15 protein-coding genes are annotated in these 18595 nt (G+C 74.8%); 10 read left to right on the top strand and 5 right to left on the bottom strand.

Annotated elements, in window-relative coordinates; translation table 11 throughout:
- Positions 1-66 precede the first annotated feature (66 nt).
- Positions 67-942 carry an NAD(P)H-binding protein gene (locus ACFZAM_RS14475; protein WP_391045950.1) on the top strand — a complete coding sequence of 292 codons (876 nt, stop codon included), beginning with the start codon at positions 67-69 and terminating at the stop codon, positions 940-942.
- Between the two features lie 26 nt (positions 943-968).
- Here the strand turns inward: ACFZAM_RS14475 and ACFZAM_RS14470 are convergent, their stop codons facing one another.
- Positions 969-1862, bottom strand: a complete 894-nt coding sequence (locus ACFZAM_RS14470; protein WP_391045948.1) for an alpha/beta fold hydrolase — start codon at positions 1860-1862, stop codon at positions 969-971.
- 73 nt (positions 1863-1935) lie between these two features.
- Between ACFZAM_RS14470 and ACFZAM_RS14465 the strand changes: the two genes are divergently transcribed.
- The 4 genes from ACFZAM_RS14465 to ACFZAM_RS14450 all read left to right on the top strand — a co-directional run bounded on the left by ACFZAM_RS14465 (position 1936) and on the right by ACFZAM_RS14450 (position 5074).
- Positions 1936-2250: a hypothetical protein gene (locus tag ACFZAM_RS14465; protein ID WP_391045946.1), complete on the top strand. Its 315-nt coding sequence runs from the start codon at positions 1936-1938 to the stop codon at positions 2248-2250.
- 163 nt (positions 2251-2413) lie between these two features.
- Positions 2414-3412, top strand: coding sequence for a hypothetical protein (locus ACFZAM_RS14460; RefSeq protein WP_391045944.1), 999 nt, complete (start codon positions 2414-2416; stop codon positions 3410-3412).
- A 133-nt stretch (positions 3413-3545) separates the two neighbouring features.
- Positions 3546-4106: a GNAT family N-acetyltransferase gene (locus ACFZAM_RS14455; protein ID WP_391045942.1), complete on the top strand. Its 561-nt coding sequence runs from the start codon at positions 3546-3548 to the stop codon at positions 4104-4106.
- 107 nt (positions 4107-4213) lie between these two features.
- The gene (locus tag ACFZAM_RS14450; protein ID WP_391045941.1) at positions 4214-5074 is read left to right on the top strand and encodes an aminoglycoside adenylyltransferase domain-containing protein; all 861 of its coding nucleotides are present in this window, start codon (positions 4214-4216) and stop codon (positions 5072-5074) included.
- A gap of 406 nt (positions 5075-5480) precedes the next feature.
- Here the strand turns inward: ACFZAM_RS14450 and ACFZAM_RS14445 are convergent, their stop codons facing one another.
- From ACFZAM_RS14445 to ACFZAM_RS14435, 3 genes are all read right to left on the bottom strand, one after another.
- A complete protein-coding gene (locus ACFZAM_RS14445; RefSeq protein ID WP_391045939.1) occupies positions 5481-5897 on the bottom strand; it encodes a hypothetical protein in 417 nt (138 codons plus the stop codon).
- A gap of 71 nt (positions 5898-5968) precedes the next feature.
- The gene (locus tag ACFZAM_RS14440) at positions 5969-6496 is read right to left on the bottom strand and encodes an NUDIX hydrolase family protein (protein WP_355341772.1); all 528 of its coding nucleotides are present in this window, start codon (positions 6494-6496) and stop codon (positions 5969-5971) included.
- A 121-nt stretch (positions 6497-6617) separates the two neighbouring features.
- A complete protein-coding gene (locus tag ACFZAM_RS14435; protein WP_391046204.1) occupies positions 6618-7358 on the bottom strand; it encodes an SAM-dependent methyltransferase in 741 nt (246 codons plus the stop codon).
- Positions 7359-7517: 159 nt separating this feature from the next.
- On the opposite strand from ACFZAM_RS14435, the gene ACFZAM_RS14430 reads away from it, so the two are divergent.
- On the top strand, positions 7518-9092 hold the full coding sequence (locus tag ACFZAM_RS14430) for a SpoIIE family protein phosphatase (RefSeq protein WP_391045937.1): 1575 nt from the start codon (positions 7518-7520) through the stop codon (positions 9090-9092).
- Positions 9093-9575: 483 nt separating this feature from the next.
- Here the strand turns inward: ACFZAM_RS14430 and ACFZAM_RS14425 are convergent, their stop codons facing one another.
- A complete protein-coding gene (locus ACFZAM_RS14425; protein ID WP_391045935.1) occupies positions 9576-10331 on the bottom strand; it encodes an SDR family oxidoreductase in 756 nt (251 codons plus the stop codon).
- Positions 10332-10526: 195 nt separating this feature from the next.
- Between ACFZAM_RS14425 and ACFZAM_RS14420 the strand changes: the two genes are divergently transcribed.
- The 4 genes from ACFZAM_RS14420 to ACFZAM_RS14405 all read left to right on the top strand — a co-directional run bounded on the left by ACFZAM_RS14420 (position 10527) and on the right by ACFZAM_RS14405 (position 18538).
- Positions 10527-11372: a helix-turn-helix domain-containing protein gene (locus tag ACFZAM_RS14420; protein WP_391045933.1), complete on the top strand. Its 846-nt coding sequence runs from the start codon at positions 10527-10529 to the stop codon at positions 11370-11372.
- Between the two features lie 302 nt (positions 11373-11674).
- A complete protein-coding gene (locus ACFZAM_RS14415; protein ID WP_391045931.1) occupies positions 11675-12274 on the top strand; it encodes a sigma-70 family RNA polymerase sigma factor in 600 nt (199 codons plus the stop codon).
- Complete coding sequence (locus tag ACFZAM_RS14410; RefSeq protein ID WP_391045928.1) at positions 12271-13692, top strand: hypothetical protein; 1422 nt, start codon at positions 12271-12273, stop codon at positions 13690-13692. Before ACFZAM_RS14415 ends, ACFZAM_RS14410 begins: the two co-directional genes overlap by 4 nt.
- A gap of 58 nt (positions 13693-13750) precedes the next feature.
- The gene (locus tag ACFZAM_RS14405; RefSeq protein WP_391045926.1) at positions 13751-18538 is read left to right on the top strand and encodes an FtsK/SpoIIIE domain-containing protein; all 4788 of its coding nucleotides are present in this window, start codon (positions 13751-13753) and stop codon (positions 18536-18538) included.
- The last annotated feature ends 57 nt before the right edge of the window (positions 18539-18595 follow it).

Raw genomic sequence — 18595 nt, 5'->3', positions numbered from 1 at the left:
ATCTGTCGACCGCGCGTCGCCCGTGCGCCGAGGCCCCGCAAACCCTCACCCACCTGGAGACACCTCATGATCATCGTCACCGGAGCTACCGGAAAACTCGGCCGGGCCGTCGTCGACCGGCTGCTCACCCGCGTCCCCGCCGAGGAGATCGGCGTCAGCGTCCGCGACCCCGACAAGGCGCGGGACCTGGCGGAGAAGGGCGTCCGCGTACGGCGGGGCGACTTCACGGACCCGGCGACCCTCGCGCACGCCTTCGAGGGCGCCGCGCAGGTGCTGATCGTCTCGGCCGACGTCACCGGAGAGCCCGCCCTCGCCATGCACCACGCCGCGATCGACGGAGCCAAGGCCGCCGGGGCCGGCCGCATCCTCTACACCAGCCACATGGGCGCGAGCCCGACCTCCCTCTTCGCGCCCATGCCCGACCACGCCGCCACCGAGGCGGCGCTGCGCGACTCGGGTGTGCCGTGGACCTCCCTGCGCAACGGCTACTACGCCAGCTCGGCGATCATGCTGCTCGGCGCCGCCGTGCGCACGGGCGAGCTGGCCGCGCCGGAGGACGGCCCCATCTCCTGGACGGCCCACGCCGACCTCGCCGAGGCCACCGCGCGCGTGCTGACCGCCGACGACCGGTCCGTACGCCCGTCGGGTCCGACCGCGCCGCTCACCGGCTCCGAAGCGCTCGATCTCGCCGACGTCGCGGAGACCGCCGCCGAACTGTCCGGGCGCCCGGTCAAGCGCGTCGTCATCGGCGACGACGAGTACCGGGACCTCCTCGTCGGGCACGGCGCCTCACCCGCGCAGGCGGAACTGCTCCTCGGGATGTTCGCGGCCGGCAGGCAGGGCGAGTTCACCGCGGTCGACCCGGCGCTCGCCACCTTGATCGGCCGCCCGCCGACGCCGTTCAGGGACGTACTCGACGAGGCGATCACGTCCGCTGCCTGACGGCCGACCTCTCGGCCGCGTGCTCGTCAGCGCAGGAAGGCCGCCACGGTCGACACGAAACGCGCCGGGTCGTCGAGCCAGGGGAAGTGACCGGCGCCGGGCTGGACAGCCGACTCGGCGCGCGGGAACAGACCGGCGACCTCGGCCGCGGCGGAGGGCGGGGTGTTGAGGTCGACCTCCCCGGCCAGTACGAGGACGGGGGCGGTGAAACGCGCCAGGGCCGCGCGGGTGGCGGCCGGGTCGAAGGCGCCCTCGGAACCGAAGACCTCCCCGGCTTCCGCGTTCCTGCGCGCCTCGCCCGCGTCCCGGTGCGCGCGGGCCGCGTCGTCCCAACGCCCGTAGAAGAAGGGGTCGACGGCCCGGAACGTCCCGGCGTCGCCCTTGCCCGCGACGACCGCCTCCAGCGCGGCGAAAGCGGCCGGGAACCACGGCTCGCCCTCGCGCAGCAGCGCCGTTCCGCGCCGCGTGTCCCCGGTGACCGGGACATCGACCGCCCGGACGCTCGGCGTGATCAGCGCGAGCCGCCCGACGCGTTCGGGATGGCGGGCGACGTACAGCACGGCCAGATTCGTACCGGCGGAGTGCCCGAGCAGATCCGCCCGGTCAAGGCCCAGATGGACGCGGAGGGCTTCCACGTCGTCCACGAGCCGGTCGCAGCGGTAGGAGCCGGTGTCCTGGGGGACCGCCGAGTCGCCGGTGCCCCGCGGGTCCAGCAGGATCAACCGCCGGTGCGCGGTGAGACCGCCGAGGTCCCCGAGGTACGCGCTGTCCTGCATCGGACCCCCGGGCAGGCAGATCAGCGGCGGCCCCTCGCCGAGAGCGTGGTACGCGAGCCGGGTCCCGTCGGGCGCGGTGAAAGAACTCGTGGCGGTCGTGGCGGTCGCGGCGGTCGTGGCGGTCGCGGTGGAGTCGGCGGTCATGGCGACGACTGTGGCAGCGGCCTCGGGACGGGGGCAACCGGGTTCCGGCGGCGGCCGTCCGCCGGGGAGCGGGATGGCCGTACCTCGCGAGCTGCGTCGGTCGGCGTGGATCTCGACGCCGTACGCACCTTCGTCGCCGTCGCCGACGCGGCACGGTTCCAGCAGGCACGCGACGGACCCGCACTCGCTGGTCTGGCGCGCCGACAACCCGCATCCAGCGCTGACCGTCCTGCGCCGCCACCTGCGCGGCACCGCGCCGGACGGCCGGGCGTCCGACACCTGGACCCCGAAATGGACGCATCCGCCGGTGGCGCGGTCCGCGCGTCCCGGGCAGGAGCCGCGTCGTGCCGGACCGGCCGGGGACGCCGTACGTCCAGGGGCCGGATGAGCCGTGCGGGCCGCACCGGGCGAGCAGCGTGCGAGGGCGGCCACCGGACCGGTGACGTACCGGCGAGGGGACGGGCCACGTACCGGCGAGAGGCGGCCACCGGACCGGCGGGAGGCGGCCACCGGACCGGCGACGATCGGGCGCCCGGCGTATTCTGCGTCGTATGTCCTGGACCAGCCTCTTGAGGGTGCGCCGCGCGGAGGGGGAGACCTTCCTGCTGCGCCGCAAGCGGGTCCCCGGCATCGACCTGTCCTACGGTGACGCGCGGCTCGCCGAGATCCGGGCGGCGGCGCGCGAGGGCGTCGAGCAGTGGCCGCTGATCCGCGCGCGACTGGCCGCCGCGACGGACGGCGAGGACCTGACCTTCCTGCTGGAGGGCGTGCAGAGCGTCGCCGGGGTGGAGCGGTGGATCGGCGACGTGATCGCCGCCGAGCCGGACGACGCGCTGCCGCTGCTGGTCTCCGGCGCCCGGCATGTCGCCTGGGCCTGGCACGCCCGTACGGGTTTCGCGGCGCGATACGTGTCGGACGAGCAGTGGGAGCTTTTCCGGGCCCGGCTGACCGTCGCCGAGGACCACCTGCTGGAGGCGGCCGAGCGCGAGCCGACCTGGGCGGCGCCCTGGTACTTCCTCCAGATCACCGGGCGCGGTCTCGGCGTCGGATCCGATGTCGCGGAGCGCCGCTTCGCGGCGACCTGCCGCCGCTCGCCCGGCCATGTCGCCGCCCACCGGCAGCACGTGCAGCAGCTCTGCCCGAAGTGGGGCGGCTCGTGGGCCCGGACGCACGCCTTCGCCCGCGAGTCGATGCTGGCGGCCCCCGCCGGGAGCCCGATGGGCCACCTCGTCGCCCAGGCCCACCTGGAGGAGTGGCTGGCACTCGGCGGCGACGCGGAGTCGCCGTATCTGGCCGACGCCGACGTGGTCCGCGCCGTCAACGAGGCCGCCGCGCGCTCGGTCTACCACCCGGACTTCGTACGCCGCCGGGACTGGCCGCTGGCCTTCAACACCTTCGCGATGACCTTCGCGCTCGCCGGGGACCTCCGCCTCGCGCGTCCGCTGTTCCAGGTCCTCGGGGACCGGGCCACCGAGATGCCCTGGATCTACCTGGACGGCCAGTCGCCCCTGGTCCCGTTCCTCGCCTGGCGCGCCCGCGCCGACCGCTGACGCCGTACGTCCGAAGGGGTACGGACCCGCGCCGGGCGAAAACCGCTGGTCGCGGCGGCTCCCTTTGCGGTAGGTCTGCGGGGGCGCGTGCCGTGGAGCGGCGCCGCTGTGCGATGCCGACGTGGAGGACGAGATGTTCGCGATTTCCCTGGGAGACGACGCCGAGCTGCGCCCGCTGGAGCCGTGGCGGGCCGAGGAGTTCCTGGCCCACATGGACCGCGGGCGCGAGTACATCGGACAGCACATCGGCCTGGCCGACGCCACCGCCGACCTGGACTCGGCGCGGAACTGGCTCCAGTCGTACGCCGACAAGACGGCGGCCGACGCGGGCCGCCTCTACGGCATCTGGCTCGACGGACTGCTCGTCGGAGGTGTCCTGTTCAAGGTCTTCGACGCGGCGGCTGGCAACTGCGAGGTGGGCTGCTGGCTCGAACCGGCCGCCGCCGGACAGGGGTTGGTCACCCGGGCGGCCCGCGTCATCATCGACTGGGCGGTGTACGAACGCGGCATCCACCGCGTGGAGTGGATGGTGTCGCCCAAGAACACGCCGAGCGTCAACGTCGCCAAGCGGCTCGGCATGACCCGCGAAGGGCTGCTGCGCGCCACCTACCTCTACCGGGGCGTACGGCAGGACGCCGAGGTCTGGTCGATCCTCGCACCGGAGTGGCGCGTCGCCGGGCGGGACGCCCGCTGACCGACCGACCGATCGACCGCCCGCTGACCGCCCGCCCGCCGTCCTCGTACCGGACGCCGGGCCGGCAGCGCACCGCGGCCCCGGGGCACCCGTGGCAGACTCCCCGAATGCTCCATCCCGACGCCGCCCGCCTCACCCGCCGCTATCTGTCCGTCGCCGACCGGCTGCTGCCGGGCCGGATCACCCACTTCTACGTGGTCGGCTCGGCCGCGCTCGGGGCGTGGCGCGCGGGCGGCAGCGACATCGACGTCGTCGCGGCGGTGGACGGCGGCTTCACGGCGGGGGACCTCCGGCGGCTGCGGGTGCTGCACCCGGTCGGCAACGCCACCCCCGTCGTACGGGCGCTGCTGCGGGCGCGGGTGACGGTCCCCGGCACGGTGAACGCGGTCTACGTGTCGGCCGCCGACCTCCGCCGACCGGTGACGGCCATCCGCCCGCTGGCCTCGCACACCGGGAACTCCTTCGCGCGCGGCCGTGCCTTCGACGTCAACCCTGTGGTGTGGAAGGTGCTGCGCGAACGCGGCATCCCGCTGCGCGGCCCGGTCCCCGGCACCCTCGGGCTCGACCCGGAACCGGAACGCCTGCGCGCGTGGAATCTGGAAAATCTGCACGGCTACTGGCGCCCCTGGGCCGAGAAGGCGCTGGCCGGGAAGACGCCCGGCAAGCCGCTGGTGGCGGCGCGCTCGGCGGGACGCTCGCTCACCACCTGGGGCGCGCTCGGGGTGTCCCGGCTGCACCGCACGGTCGCCACCGGGGACATCGTCTCCAAGGAGGGCGCGGGGGAGTACGCCCTGGAGACCTTCGCGCCGCGCTGGCACCCGCTGATCCGTACGGCCCTCGCTCATCGCCGCGCTGAGCCGCTTCCGGCCGGGCTCGCCCGCGACCCGGACCTCGCCGACGGGGCGCGGCGGCTCCGGCTGACCGGCGCGTTCGTCATGGAAGTGATCGCGGACGCCGACCGGCTCTGAGGACCGCCGCCCCAGCAGCCGTTCAGCGGGCGCCCCCCCGCCCGCTCCGGGGGGCCGTCACGACCCGGAATCCCGGCACGACCGGCCGTTGGCCCGTGCCGCGCCCTGCCGCCGTACGGGCGACCCCTGTCACCTGTCAGAAGCGGCAGGCGCGGGCCCGCTCCTACCTCGGCGCCGTGGCCCCCCAGGCACTGGCGCAAGCGCAGGGCCAAGCGGCGGCGAGCGGCCGGTCGCATCCGCACACCGACACCTACGCGACGGGCACAGCCGCCGATACGACGTCCCGTACGGCCTCCGGTGCGACGTCCGGTACGGCCTCCGGTACGCGGACTGCGTACACCGACCTCGACCGGCTGGTGCGGACCTTGAACGTGCCCGGCGGCCAGGTCAGCAAATTGACGGACTGTCAGGGGCGGTCCAGGGTGATGGAGTTGACCGGGCCGAGGTCGTAGTGCCAGGCGCCGCCCGCCACCAGGTCGTCGACGACCTGGCCGGTGCCGTTGTAGCCCGTCCACAGCCTCGCCCGGGCGCCCCCGGACTGGTTGTTGAGCACGTCGTGCCACCCGTACTGATTGCTCAGGTTGTGGGCGCCGTAGCTCCAGTACACGAAGCTGGGGTGGTCGTTGCCCCAGTCCGTGTCGTTCGGGTAGACGCAGACGGCGCCGTACGGGCAGCCGTGGACCGTGCCGCCCGCCGCGTCGGCCTGCGCCGCGCCGACCGTGCCGACGGCCATCACCGAAAGTGCCAGCGCCGCCACGCCCCGCATGACCTTGCCCATGTCGCTCTCCCTCTCCTCGCGGAACCGGCCCTTCGAGGCCGCCACCAGCACCGTAGGAAAGGGGAACGGCCCGCCGCTCCTGACAATTGACAGGGCGGCGGGCCGGGACCGGACCGTCAGGACAGGCAGCCGACGCTCGCCAGGGCCTGCCGGAGCAGGACACCGCGACCGCCCGGCATCTCCTGCTGGAGCTGCGGCGAGGACGCCTCCTGCGGGGTGAACCACACCAGGTCGAGCGCGTCCTGGCGCGGGCGGCAGTCGCCCGCGACCGGTACGACGTAGGCGAGGGACACCGCGTGCTGCCGGGGGTCGTGGTAGGCGGTGACCCCCTCGGTCGGGAAGTACTCGGCAACGGTGAACGGCTGCGGGGAGGCCGGGATCCGGGGCAGCGCCACCGGGCCGAGGTCCTTCTCCAGATGCCGCAGCAGCGCGTCGCGGACCCGCTCGTGGTGCAGCACCCGGCCCGACACCAGCGTGCGGCTGATCGTCCCGTCGGGCCCGATGCGCAGCAGCAGCCCGATGTGGGTGACTTCCCCGCTGTCGTCCACCCGCACCGGCACGGCGTCGACATACAGGATCGGCATACGTGCGCGCGTCAGCTCCAGTTCGTCGGGAGCCAGCCAGCCGGGCGTGGTTTCGGTCATGTCAGCCATCCGCTGATCGTACGTCGCCACCCGCCCGCGCACAGGCCCGGGAGCCGAACCGGACCCGCGCGGTCCGCTGTCCGGACCTGCGCGATTCCCGGCCCCGCCGCGATCCGCCGCTCTAGCCGCTCATGCGGCCCACGCCCGCGTAGACCCAGAACTCCGAGGGATTGTCCGGGATTTCGTCGGCCGGATCGGGGCGCCACAGCGGGACGTAGACCAGTCCCGGCGGGACCAGGCCGAAGCCGGTGAAGAGCGCGGCGATCTGGTCGTGGGAGCGGGCGGTGACCGGAGAGGTGGCCTTCGACCGGTAGAGCTGGCCGACGGCGGCGGCGGTGCCGGGGCGGTCCTGGTCGGTCGCGTGGCTCAGCGCGAGCCAGCTCCCCTCGGGCAGCCCGTCGCGGTAGGCGGCGACCAGCCCCTCGGGGTCCTCCGCGTGCGTGATGAAGTGCAGGATCGTGATCATCAGGACGGCGACCGGCTGGTTGAAGTCGATCAGCTTCCGTAGCTGCGGCGAGTTCAGTACGTCGTCGGGCCGCCGGATGTCCGCGCTCACGATGTCGGCGTCCGGATTGTCCGCGAGCAGTGACGCGCTGTGCGCGACGGCCACCGGATCGTTGTCCACGTAGATCACCCGCGTGCCCGGCGCGATCGACTGCGCGACCTCGTGGACGTTGCCCTGCGTGGGGATGCCGGAGCCCAGATCGACGAACTGCCGGACGCCCGCGTCGACCAGATAGCGCACCGCCCGGCCCAGGAAGGCCCGGTTCGCCCGCGCCAGCGCCCGCACCTGCGGGTCGATGGCGGTGAAAGCGGCCAACGCCTCCCGGTCTATGGCGAAATTGTGCTCCCCGCCGAGCATCGCGTCGTAGATCCGCGCCACGCTCGCCTTGGCCGGATCCACGCCCTCCGGGACATCTTTGCGTCCGCTCACCACAAGTCCCTTTCGACGGCCGCGTCTTGAACGGTCATCATAGAATCCTGGTGACGGGGCGCTGCGGGGTGCGTACGTCTCCACCGGGTGGTTTCGGCCGCCCGCCGCAACGGCTCGGCGGAAGGCACGACCCTGCGACACGAAGCGCACGAACAGCCCGAGGACAGCGCCCTCGAGGACGCGCCGGGGGCCGCTTCCGCGTTCCGCGAGAAGCCGCCGCCCCCGCGCCGCGGGCGGCTGGCGGTCGGTCCAGCGGCCGATGTCATCGGTTCCGCGCTCGATCTGCATATGACCGGAAACCATGTCGTCCACGCGATGGCGCCCGGATTCTGCGACGCCGCCTCCGTCTATCTGCTGGAGCGCTGGCTCGTCGACGAGAGCGCGGGGACGTCCGCCGATCCGCCGCAGATCGAGGCCAGGCGGCTCGCGCTGCGGATGGGCGCGGCGGCGGCCGAGAGCACCGAAGGCGTCCTGCCGATCGACGAGGTGCTGGTCTTCCCGCGCCAGACCCCGTACGCCCGCGCGCTCGCCACCGGCCACGCCCAACTGCTCGACGCGGTCGACACCCACACCTTCGACCGGCTCGCCGCCTCGGGACGCGGCGACGCCCGCATCCACGACCTGTTACGCACCGCGTCCTTCCTCGTGGTTCCCATACGCCTCCAGAGCGCCGTGATCGGCTTCATCGCCTGCACCCGCGGCCCGCACCTGCCGCCGTTCGGCCTGGAGGACATGGCGGGCGTCGAGTCGCTGGCCGCGCGGGCCGCGGTCGCCCTGGACAACGCCCGCCGATACGAGCACGAGCGCCGTACCGCGCTGGCCATCCGCAGGAGCATGCTGCCCGACACCGACCGGACCTTCGAGGGCTGCCGCGTCGCCCACGACTACCGGCCCGCGGGCCCGCACGACATCATCGGCGGCGACTGGTTCGACGTCCTGCCCAGGCCCGGCGGCCGGGTCGGCCTGATCGTCGGCGACGCCATGGGACACGGCCCGGAAGCCGCCGTCGCGATGATCCAACTGCGCACCGCCGCAAGGACGTTGGCCGCACTGGACACCGACCCGCGTGAACTGCTGCACCGGCTCGACGCCCTCGCCGCCGACACCCCCGACGCCTCCTTCGCCACCTGTGTGTACGCCGAGTGGGACGCGGAACAGCACACCTGCACCGTCGTCGGCGCGGGCCACCCGCCGCCGCTGATCCGCGCACCGGGCGAGGCCGCCCGCCCCGTCCCGCTCGGCGCTGGACTGCCGCTGGGGCTCAGCGCCTGGAGCGCCGAGCCCTCGGTGCTGGAGATCCACCAGCCCACGCTCCTGCTGCTCTACAGCGACGGCCTGATCGAGAGCCGCCGCTCCGACATCGACGCCGGTATCGCCCGGCTCGCCCGCTCCCTCGACCACGGCATAGGCGAACGGGCGCCGGGCGGCCCGGTCATCGGTGCCGACGGTGCCGACGGTGCGGACCGCGCCCCAACCGGCCCCGGTACGGGTCCCGTTGGCGGCGCCACCGCCCGCGCCGCCGCCGAGGCCGCCGCACTGGCCGAAGTCGACGTCGGCCAGGAGCAGTTGCAGTCCCTCTGCGACACCCTCCTCCGCGACCCGCCCGCCGACGCCACCACGGACGACCGCACGGTCCTGCTGGCAGCGCTGACACCGGGATAGGCCGCGGGCGCGCTTGTCGTGAAGGGGCGTCCGTCTGACGGTGCCTGGCGCGCGGCCGGATTCCGTGAGGCGCTTCCGGCGGTCGTGCTGACGGTCGTACCAGCGGGCTGACACGGCGGGCTGACACCGGGAAAGGCGCGCGGGCGCGCTTTGCGCGAAGCGCCCGGTGGCGCCCGGCGCGCCGTCGCGCACCGGCAGGTGGCTCCACGGCCCCGCTCGGCCAGATCGCCACGGGACGGACGGCCGACGCGAGCCACGTCCGCTGCGCCGACTTCGACGGCGACGGCAAGACCGCGGGCGGCGAGATCTCGGCGTGGCTGAACCGCGGCGGCGACGGCCGCGTCGCCTCGGGCCCGGTCATCGGCTGACCGCGCGCCCGAGGCCGTACGGCCGTGTGTGTGTACGCGCGGCCGTCCGCGACGGCCCTGGTCGCCGGGGCCCGAGGCCGTACGGCCGCGCGCGACGCCCGCTCGAAGGGGCCGGTCAGACGATGCCGCCGTTGGCGCGGACGACCTGGCCGTTGACCCAGTGACCGGCCGGGGAGGCGAGGAAGGCGACGACCTCGGCGATGTCGGCGGGGGTGCCGAGCCGCTCCAGCGGGGGCTGGGCGGCCAGGCGGGCGACGGTCTCCTCGTCCTTGCCGTCGAGGAACAGGTCGGTCGCGGTGGGGCCTGGCGCCACCGCGTTGACGGTGACGTCCCGGCCGCGCAGCTCGCGGGCGAGGATCAGCGTCACCGCCTCGACCGCGCCCTTGCTGGCGGCGTAACCGGCGTATCCGGGGAAGGACAGGCCCAGCACGGACGTGGAGAAGGTGACCACGGCGCCGCCGGGGCGCACCCTGCGGGCGGCCTGCTGGGCGACGACGAAGGTGCCGCGGATGTTCGTGCGGTGCATCGCGTCCAGCTCGGCCAGGTCCAGCTCGGCCACGGTCGACAGCGCCATGCGCCCGGCGGCGTGCACGACGACGTCGACACCGCCGTACGCGGACTCGGCGGCGTCGAAGAGCGCCGCGGCGGCCGTCTCGTCGGCGATGTCGGCCTGGACGGCGAGCGCCTGGCCGCCGGCCGAGGTCACCTCCTCGACGGCGGCCTCGGCCAGGCCGCGGTTGCCCGCGTAGCCGATCACCACGGCGTGGCCGTCGGCGGCCAGCCGGGTCACCACCTGGCGGCCGATACCGCGTGAGCCGCCGGTGACGACGGCGACGCGCGGCCGGGCGGGGGTTTCGGGGGTGGTCGTCATGGGGGGGGCTCCTGTACGGAAACGGGGGCGGTCGGGCGGCCGGACCGCTCCGGCGTTCGTACGTCCTGCCGGGGGCCGGTCCGCTTCCCACTGTCGGTCGCTTCCACGCGGTCAGCCAGGGCTGAGCCCACCCAGGGGTTGCCGTCCCCTGGCTGCGGCCTGGCCCCGCCGGGCGCGGCGAGTGACGATGGAGGGGTGAATCTTCCCGAGCTGGCGGCGTTCCTGAAGACCCGGCGCGACCGGATACGGCCGGACGCAGTGGGGCTGCCCGCCGGGCCGCGGCGGCGGGTGCCGGGGCTGCGCCGCGAGGAGGTCGCCCAGCTCGCCGGGCTCTCCGCGGACTACTACACCGAGCTGGAGCGGGGCCGCGGCGCCCAGCCCTCGGCCCAGACGCTGGCCGCGCTGGCCAGGGCGCTGCGGCTGACCACGGACGAGCGCGACCACCTGTTCCACCTCGCCGAGCGGCCCGTGCCCCCCTCCGCGCACGGTTCGGCCGCCCCCGTACAGCCCGCGCTGCTGGGCCTGCTCGACCGGCTGACCACCACCCCCGCCCAGGTCATCTCGGACCTGCACGAGACGCTGGCGCAGAACGAGCCGGCCGCCGCGCTCCTCGGCCGTCCACCCGCCGTACGCGGCCCCGCCCGCAGCTTCGTCTTCCGCTGGTTCACCGATCCGCGGGCGCGCGGGATCTACCCGCCCGAGGACCACCCGCACCACTCGCGGGTCTTCGTCTCCGACCTCCAGGCGGTCGCGGGCCAGCGCGGCCGGGACACCGAGGTCGCGCGGATGGTCGCCCATCTGCGGCGTGAGAGCGCCGAATTCGCCGCTCTGTGGGACGCCCACGACGTCGCCTTCCGCCGCACCGACCACAAGCGGATCGTCCATCCGTCGCTGGGCGTCATCGAGTTGGACTGCCACTGCCTGTTCAGCGAGGACGGCCGGCAGCGGCTGCTCTGGTTCAGCGCCGCCCCCGGCACCGAGGGCGCGGAGCAACTGGAGCTGCTCTCGGTCATCGGCACGCAGGACATGTCGGCGCGGTAGGGCGGGACGCGGCAGAGCGCGGGGTGCGAGGCACGGCAGGGCGCGGCAGGACGTGGGGCGCGGCAGGGCGCGCGGACGCCCTCGGCACGGCGGCGGCGTCCCCTTCGCACGGACCGCACGGGTCTCGGCTGCCCGCGAACTCCTCCCAGCTCAGAGGGCGTTCGGCGGGCCGCTAGCGCCGGGGCAGCTGATTCGCATGGGAGTCATGTGGTTGTTGCGCGGTGTTCATCAGGGGTTCTCGGACGGTGACGACCGGCCGCCTACTGTGATCGGGAGAGCTGGCAGGCAGAAAGGGAACTGTGGTGAAACCGACACAGGATCTTCCTGACGCACTGTCAGGCGGTGAGGTCTCCGGCGAGGCGAGCGGCTTAACCGGTCCTTCCGTCGCGGGCGGTGAACTGGCCGCCGCCCGGCTGCGCGGCGAACGCGAGGCGCTGCTGCGGTACGTGGCGAAGCTGCTCGCCCCCGACCTGCGGCACGCCGAGGACGTCGTGCAGGAGACCCTGCTGCGGGCGTGGCTGAGGGCCGATCAACTGGACTGGCAGGAGCGGCCGATCAGGCCCTGGCTGTTCAGGATCGCGCACAATCTGGCCGTCGACACCTGGCGCAAGGACCGCGCGATACCCGTCGGCAGTGCGGCCGACGTCCGCCCCGACACCGCCGACTGGGACGACCTCGCCGACCGCGTGGTGGACCGGCGGTGGCTGCAACAGGCCATGCGGCGACTGCCCTACGCGCACCACGAGGTACTGGTGCACGTGCACATCTACGGACGCGGCAGCGAAGAGGTCGCCGACGTCCTCGGGATACCCCGCGGGACCGTCAAGTCCCGTACCCACCACGCGATCCGCTCGCTGCGTCGCGAGCTGGGTGTGCTGGAGAACGAGGAGACGGCCGCATGACCCGTCCGCAACCGGCCGTCGTCGAGCTGGCGGGCGGGCCCCTCCAGGTGTTCACCGACCACCGGGGCGCCATCTGCACGGTGCTGGGCGTCCTCGGCCTGGTCATCGCCGTGCTGGTCCTCACCAACCGGTCGGTCCGCCGGATCGGCGGATGGCGCGTGGTGCGCCGCTGGGCGCGCCGCGAGAGCCGCCTCACCGCGAACGCCTTCACCGCGCCGCTGCGCGGGTGGGTCCGCTACCGGCGGCAACTCCGACTGCTGGGACGCCTGTTGGACGACCCCGGCGTCTGGCGGACCGGGGAGCGCGCGCTGCGCGCCGCCCACGCCGCCGCCCCCGACCGCTGCCGCCCGTACGGCGTGCTGGTCGGCGACGGGACCGACGACGGTCTCGTCGGGGTCCTCGTCGCAGGCCGGGACGTCCCCGAACCGCCGCCGCCGTGGGTCGCCGACGACCGCGACCCGCGCGTGTGGTGGAGCGCGTACGAGGAGTGGCACGACCTCCAACCCGCCGGACTCGCGGGCCGGTTGGCCCTCGGGGACGGCGCCGGCTGGGAGCAGGGGCCGGTCGCACCGCCCGTACTGATCGCTGCCGTCGGCGTCGAGGGGGACCGCGCGGTCTTCCTCGACCTCGCCTCGGGCGCGCCGGTCACCTCGCTGGACGGTGACGAACGCGTCGCCCGCCCGCTCGTCCACGCGCTCGCCGCCCAGCTCGACCGGCGGCTGCCGCCCGGCGCCGTCACCGTCGCCGACGGCGTGCACCCCCGGCACGCGGGGCCGCCCGTCGCCCAGGCGCTGCGCGACGCCGCCCGGTGGAGCGACACCCACGAAGGCCCCGCCTTCGTGGTCTGCCAGGGCCCGCTCCCCGACGCCGCCGACCTCGCGGGCGCCGCGGGACCGCGCGTGCTGGCGTACGGCAGGACGCACGGCCGCGCCCGGCTGCTGGACGTGGACCGCGACGGACTGCTCACCGTGCATGGCACACCGCTGCGGGTCCGGGCGACCTCCGTGCCGCGCGCGGTGGCCGCCGCGATCGGGTCGCTGCCGCCGTACGAACCGCCGCCGCTGGCCGCGCCCGTCCGCGCCCCGGCACCGCACGCGCACGTCGAACGGGCCGAGGAGCCGGGCACGGTGGGCGTCTCCGCGGTGTCCGCCGCGAGCGTGCCGTCCACAGAATTCGCGCGGGGCGTCGGCCACGCCCAGGTGACGCCCCGTCAACGCAGCGGTGGCGAAGCCGAGTCGGGCCCGATCGGCGTCTCGGCGTCGGCCGCCGCCGGGCCCGGATCCGGCGCGACCCCGCCAGGGGGACGCGCCCGCACCGGACCCGCCGCCGGTGAGCCCGCGGGCGGAGCCGGGACACCCGACGCCGAGTCCGTGGGCTCGGGAGCCGTGACCACCGCGCCCGCCCCGCGCGGCGACTGACCGCCGACCGACCGTTGACCGCCGCCCCCGGCCGCCCCCACCACCCCGGTTGGACATCGTGAAGCTGACTCTCACCACCGTCGACGCCGTCGGCACCACCGCGGGCGCCGTGCACCGCGACCACCTGCTGGAACTCCCCGACGGCTGCACCGTGGGCGACCTGGCCGAGGCGCTGGGCGTCCGGGCCGACGGCACACCCGCCACCGCGGGCCGCCCCGGCGCGCCCGCGGCGGACCCGGCACGCCCCGACGGCCCGGCGGACCCCGACGCGGGCCCCGCCCTCCACCTCGGCGCCGCACCGCTCGCCCCCGAGGCCCCGATCCGCGACAGCGGCATCCGCGAGGGCAGCGTCCTCGGCGTCGGCGGCACCCCGCCCGACCCCGACCCGCTCGCGGGCCGCGTCCAGCCCGCGCCCGGCGAACCCGTGCTCGCCGAGGTGCACAGCGTCTCGGGCCCCGGCGCGGGCCGCAGTTGGCAGCTCGCGCAGGGCAGTTACGAGATCGGCACGGATGTCCGCTGCGCGATCCGGGTCCGCGGCGCCGACGCGCCCGAGTACGGGCTGTGGGTGACGATCGCCGCGGACGGCAGCGCGTACTGGCACCGCGAGCGCGCCGAGGACCGGATCGACGGCGGCTCCGTACGGCTCTGCGTCCCCGTCCCGCCCTCCGATGTCGACCCGCTGACCGGCACCGCGCCCGACCGGACCACACCCGAGGAGCGGATGGACGCGGCGCGCGCCGTGGACGAGGCGGAGAAGGCGGCGCGGGCCGCGCGGAAGGCGGCCAGGAAGGCGGCGCGCGGACCGGCCGCCGACCCCCGTACCGTCGCGGCCCGTACGCCCGCGCAGGCCGACACCACCGCCCGCCGTGAGGCCGACCACCGCACCGCGTGGCCGGTTGACGTCGACCTCGCCGTCGGCACGACGCTGCTGCGCATGGTCGCCCCCGTGGAGGCGGACGCCGCGGTCGCCGACTCCGCCGACGGCATCGGCGTCGACTTCAACCGGCCGCCGCGCATCGCGCCGCACCTGGACGCCGAGTCGCTGCGCCTGCCGTCCCCGCCGGGACAGCGCGTCCGCGTGCCGTTCCCGCTGCTGATGATGTTCGCGCCGGTCGTGCTCGGCCTGGTCATGGTCGGCATCTTCCACTCGTACTTCTACCTGGTGTTCATCCTCTTCACGCCGCTGATGGCGATCTCCAACTGGGTGATGGGCCGCCGCAACAACCACAAGACGCACGTGGAGTCGCGCCGCCGCTACCGGGCCCGCCGCCGCGTGGTGGAGCGGGAGATCCGCGCGGCCGTCGTACGCGAGCGCCGGGTGCGCTGCGACACCGGACCCGACCCGGCGGCCCTCGGCCTGATCGCCACCGGACCCGGCAGCCGGCTGTGGGAACGCCGCCGCCGCGACCCCGACCACCTCGTGCTGCGGGTCGGCACCGTCGACATGCCGTCGGTGAAGGCGATCGAGGACCCGGCGCAGGACGAGAACCACCGCACCGTGCGCTGGAATCTGCCCGACATCCCGATCGGCGTGGAGATCACCGAACTCGGCGTCGTGGGCGTCGCGGGCACCGCCGCGCCCGTCCAGGCGCTGGCCCGCTGGTGCGTGGCCCAGTCCGCGGTCCTGCACAGTCCGCGCGACCTGCGGATCGTCGTGCTCACCGAACCGTCCCGCGCGCAGGAGTGGGGCTGGGTGCGATGGCTGCCGCACCTGCGGCCGTACTCGCCCAACGGCCCGGTCGTGGCCATCGGCAACGACCCGGAGAGCGTCGCCAACCGCGTCTCGGAACTGGTCTCGCAGATCCAGGCACGGCAGCGGGCGCTCGGCTCGTCCATCGGACGCGCGATGTTCACCGCGCCCGACATCCTCGTGATCGCCGACAGCGCACGGCAGTTGCGCGACGTGCCGGGCATGGTGCAGATCCTCACCGAGGGTCCGCCGGTCCGTGTCTTCAGCCTCTGCCTCGACGAGCAGGAACGGCTGCTCCCCGAGGAGTGCGGCGCGGTCGTCACCGTCTCCGGCACCGGTCTGACGGTCCGCAGGACCGGATTGCCCGAAGTCACCGGCGTACGGCCCGATCTGGTCGCCTCCGCCTGGTGCGAGCGGGTGGCCAGGGCGCTCGCGCCGCTGCGCGACGTCAGCCCGGACAACGACAGCGGACTGCCCGACGAGGTACGGCTGCTGGACCTGCTCGGCCAGGAACCCCCGGACGCCCGGGCGCTGGTGGACCGCTGGACCAGGCGCCCGGCGACCACCACCTTCGTACTGGGCACCGGATACGACGGGCCGATGTCGCTGGACCTGGTACGCGACGGGCCGCACGGCCTGGTCGCCGGGACCACCGGATCCGGCAAGTCCGAACTCCTCCAGTCCTTCGTCGCCTCCCTCGCCGCGGGCAACCGCCCCGACGAACTCACCTTCGTACTGGTCGACTACAAGGGCGGCAGCGCCTTCCGCGAGTGCGCCAACCTGCCGCACACCCTCGGCATGGTCACCGACCTCGACGCGCACCTCGTCCAGCGCGCCCTGGACTCGCTCGCCGCCGAACTGCGGCGCAGGGAACGGATCCTGGCCGAGCACGACGCCAAGGACCACCCCGAGTACCGGGCCAAGCGCGCCGCCGCCGCTGGCTCCGCCACCGGCCCGCAACTCCCCCCGCTGCCGAGGCTGTTGCTGGTCATCGACGAATTCGCCACGCTGGTGCGCGAGGTGCCGGACTTCGTCACCGGGCTGATCAGCATCGCCCAGCGCGGCCGGTCGCTCGGCATCCACCTCATCCTCGCCACGCAGCGCCCGGCGGGCGCGGTCACCGCGGACATCAAGGCCAACACCAACCTGCGGATCGCGCTGCGCGTCACCGACATGGTCGAGAGCCAGGACATCATCGACACCGGCGACGCCGTGCACATCTCGCCGAGCACCCCGGGACGCGCGCTGGTCCGCTACGGACACCGCTCGGCCGTCCCGTTCCAGTCCGCGTGGGTCGGCGCGGAACGCCCCGCCGAGGAGAGCGAGGACCCGGACGGCCGGCCGCGCCCCGCGCTCGCCCGGCCCAAGGTCCACGCCGCGGAACTGTCCTGGACCCGGCTCGGCCGCCCCGCCGCCCCGCCCGCGGGCGACGACGACACCCCGCAGGAGCAGGGGCCGCTCGCGCCCACCGACCTCCAGGTCCTGGTGGCGGCGCTGCGCGAGGCCGCCGACCTGCTCGACGACTACGAGCCGCAGCCCAGCCCGTGGCTGCCCGCACTGGAGCCGAAGGTGCTGCTGGAGGAGCTGCCCGCGGTCGAACGCCCCGGCGCCACCGGCCTGAAGACGCTCCCACCGCCGTTCCCGTACGCCCTGGAGGACATCCCGCAGCTCCAGGAACGCCGGGTCGCCACCGTGGACCTGGCCACCTTCGGGCACCTCTACGTGATCGGCGCCCCGCGCTCGGGCCGCACCCAGGCGCTGCGCACCATCGCGGGTTCCGCCGCGCGCACCGCCCGCCTCAGCGACCTGCACATCTACGGGATCGACGCGGCGGGCGGCGGACTGGCCGCCGTGGCCGCGCTGCCGCACTGCGGAGCCGTGGTGTCCCGGCACGACTTCGAGCACCTGGAACGCCTCCTCGGCCGCCTGGTAAGGGAGTTGACCGAGCGTCAGGAGGCGTGCTCGGCGCGGAGCTGTTCCGGGCTCAACGAACTGCGCGACCTGCTGCCGGAGGCGGAACGGCCCGCGCACATCCTGCTGCTCGTGGACGGCTGGGACGCGCTGTCCCCGCTGATCGACGACTACGACAACGGGCGGCTGCTCGGCGACATCACCCGCCTGCTGCGCGAGGGCGCGGCCGCGGGCATCCACGTCGTCGCCACCTCGGAACGCTCCCTGATCGCGGGCCGGATCGCCGCCCACAACGACCACAAGCTGCTGCTGCGGCAGGCCGACCGCAGCGACTACAACCTCATCGGCATGCTGCCCAGCCAGGTCCCCGCGTCCGTCCCCGACGGCCGCGGCTGGCACATCGTCAGCCGCACCGAGACGCAGATCGCGCTCCTCGACGCCGACGACAGCGGCCAGGGCCAGGTCGAGGCGCTGCGCAGGATCGGCGCCGCGGCCGCCCGGCGCGCGGTGAACGTACCCGACGACCGGCGCCCGTTCCCGGTCGCCCCGCTGCCCGCGGTGGCCGACTTCTCCGAGGTCTACGAGAAGGTGCCCGCCAATCTGCGCCGCCCGATGTGGGGCCTGCTGGGCGTCGGCGGCGACGGCGCGGGCGCGGTCGGCGTGGACTTCGCGCAGGGCGCGCCGTCCTTCCTCGTCGCCGGGCCGCCCGGCTCCGGGCGCAGCAACACCCTTGCCTGCCTGGCCGTTTCGCTGCTCGCGGGCGGCACCTCGCTGGTGGTGCTGACCCCGCGCGAGTCGCCGCTGCGGGCGCTCGCCCGGCACCCGCAGGTCCGGCTGCTGACCGAGCCCGACCCGTCCGCCGACGCCGTGCGCGAGGCGCTGGACGCGATGGCGGGACCGCGCGTGGTCATCGTGGACGACGCCGACCTGGTCGCGATGGGCGGCGCGGAGAAGATCCTCAAGGACATCGTGGTCTCCGGAAGGGAACGCGGCATCGGCCTGCTCGCCGCCGGTCCCGCCGACTCCCTCTCGCTGGGCCTGGGCAGTTGGCTCACCGCGGCCAAGCGGTCCCGGCGCGGCCTGGTCCTCGCCCCGCGCAACATGTCCGACGGCGACCTGATCGGCGCCCGGCTGTCCATCAGCGCCGTACGGTCGCACGCCCGCGCGGGCCGCGCCTGGACCTCGGGCCCCGGCGGCACGGCGCTCACCGTGCAGGTCCCGGTCACCACGCTCAAGACGTCCTGAACGCACAAGCGCCGGGCTCCCGTACCAACGGGAAGCCCGGCGCGAGTGCGTGACGGA

The organism is Streptomyces sp. NPDC008079 (assembly GCF_042957385.1).
In the GTDB taxonomy this organism is placed as follows: Bacteria; Actinomycetota; Actinomycetes; order Streptomycetales; family Streptomycetaceae; genus Actinacidiphila.
The sequence above is the reverse complement of the archived record's forward strand: the minus strand, read 5'-3'. Positions and strand labels throughout refer to the sequence as shown.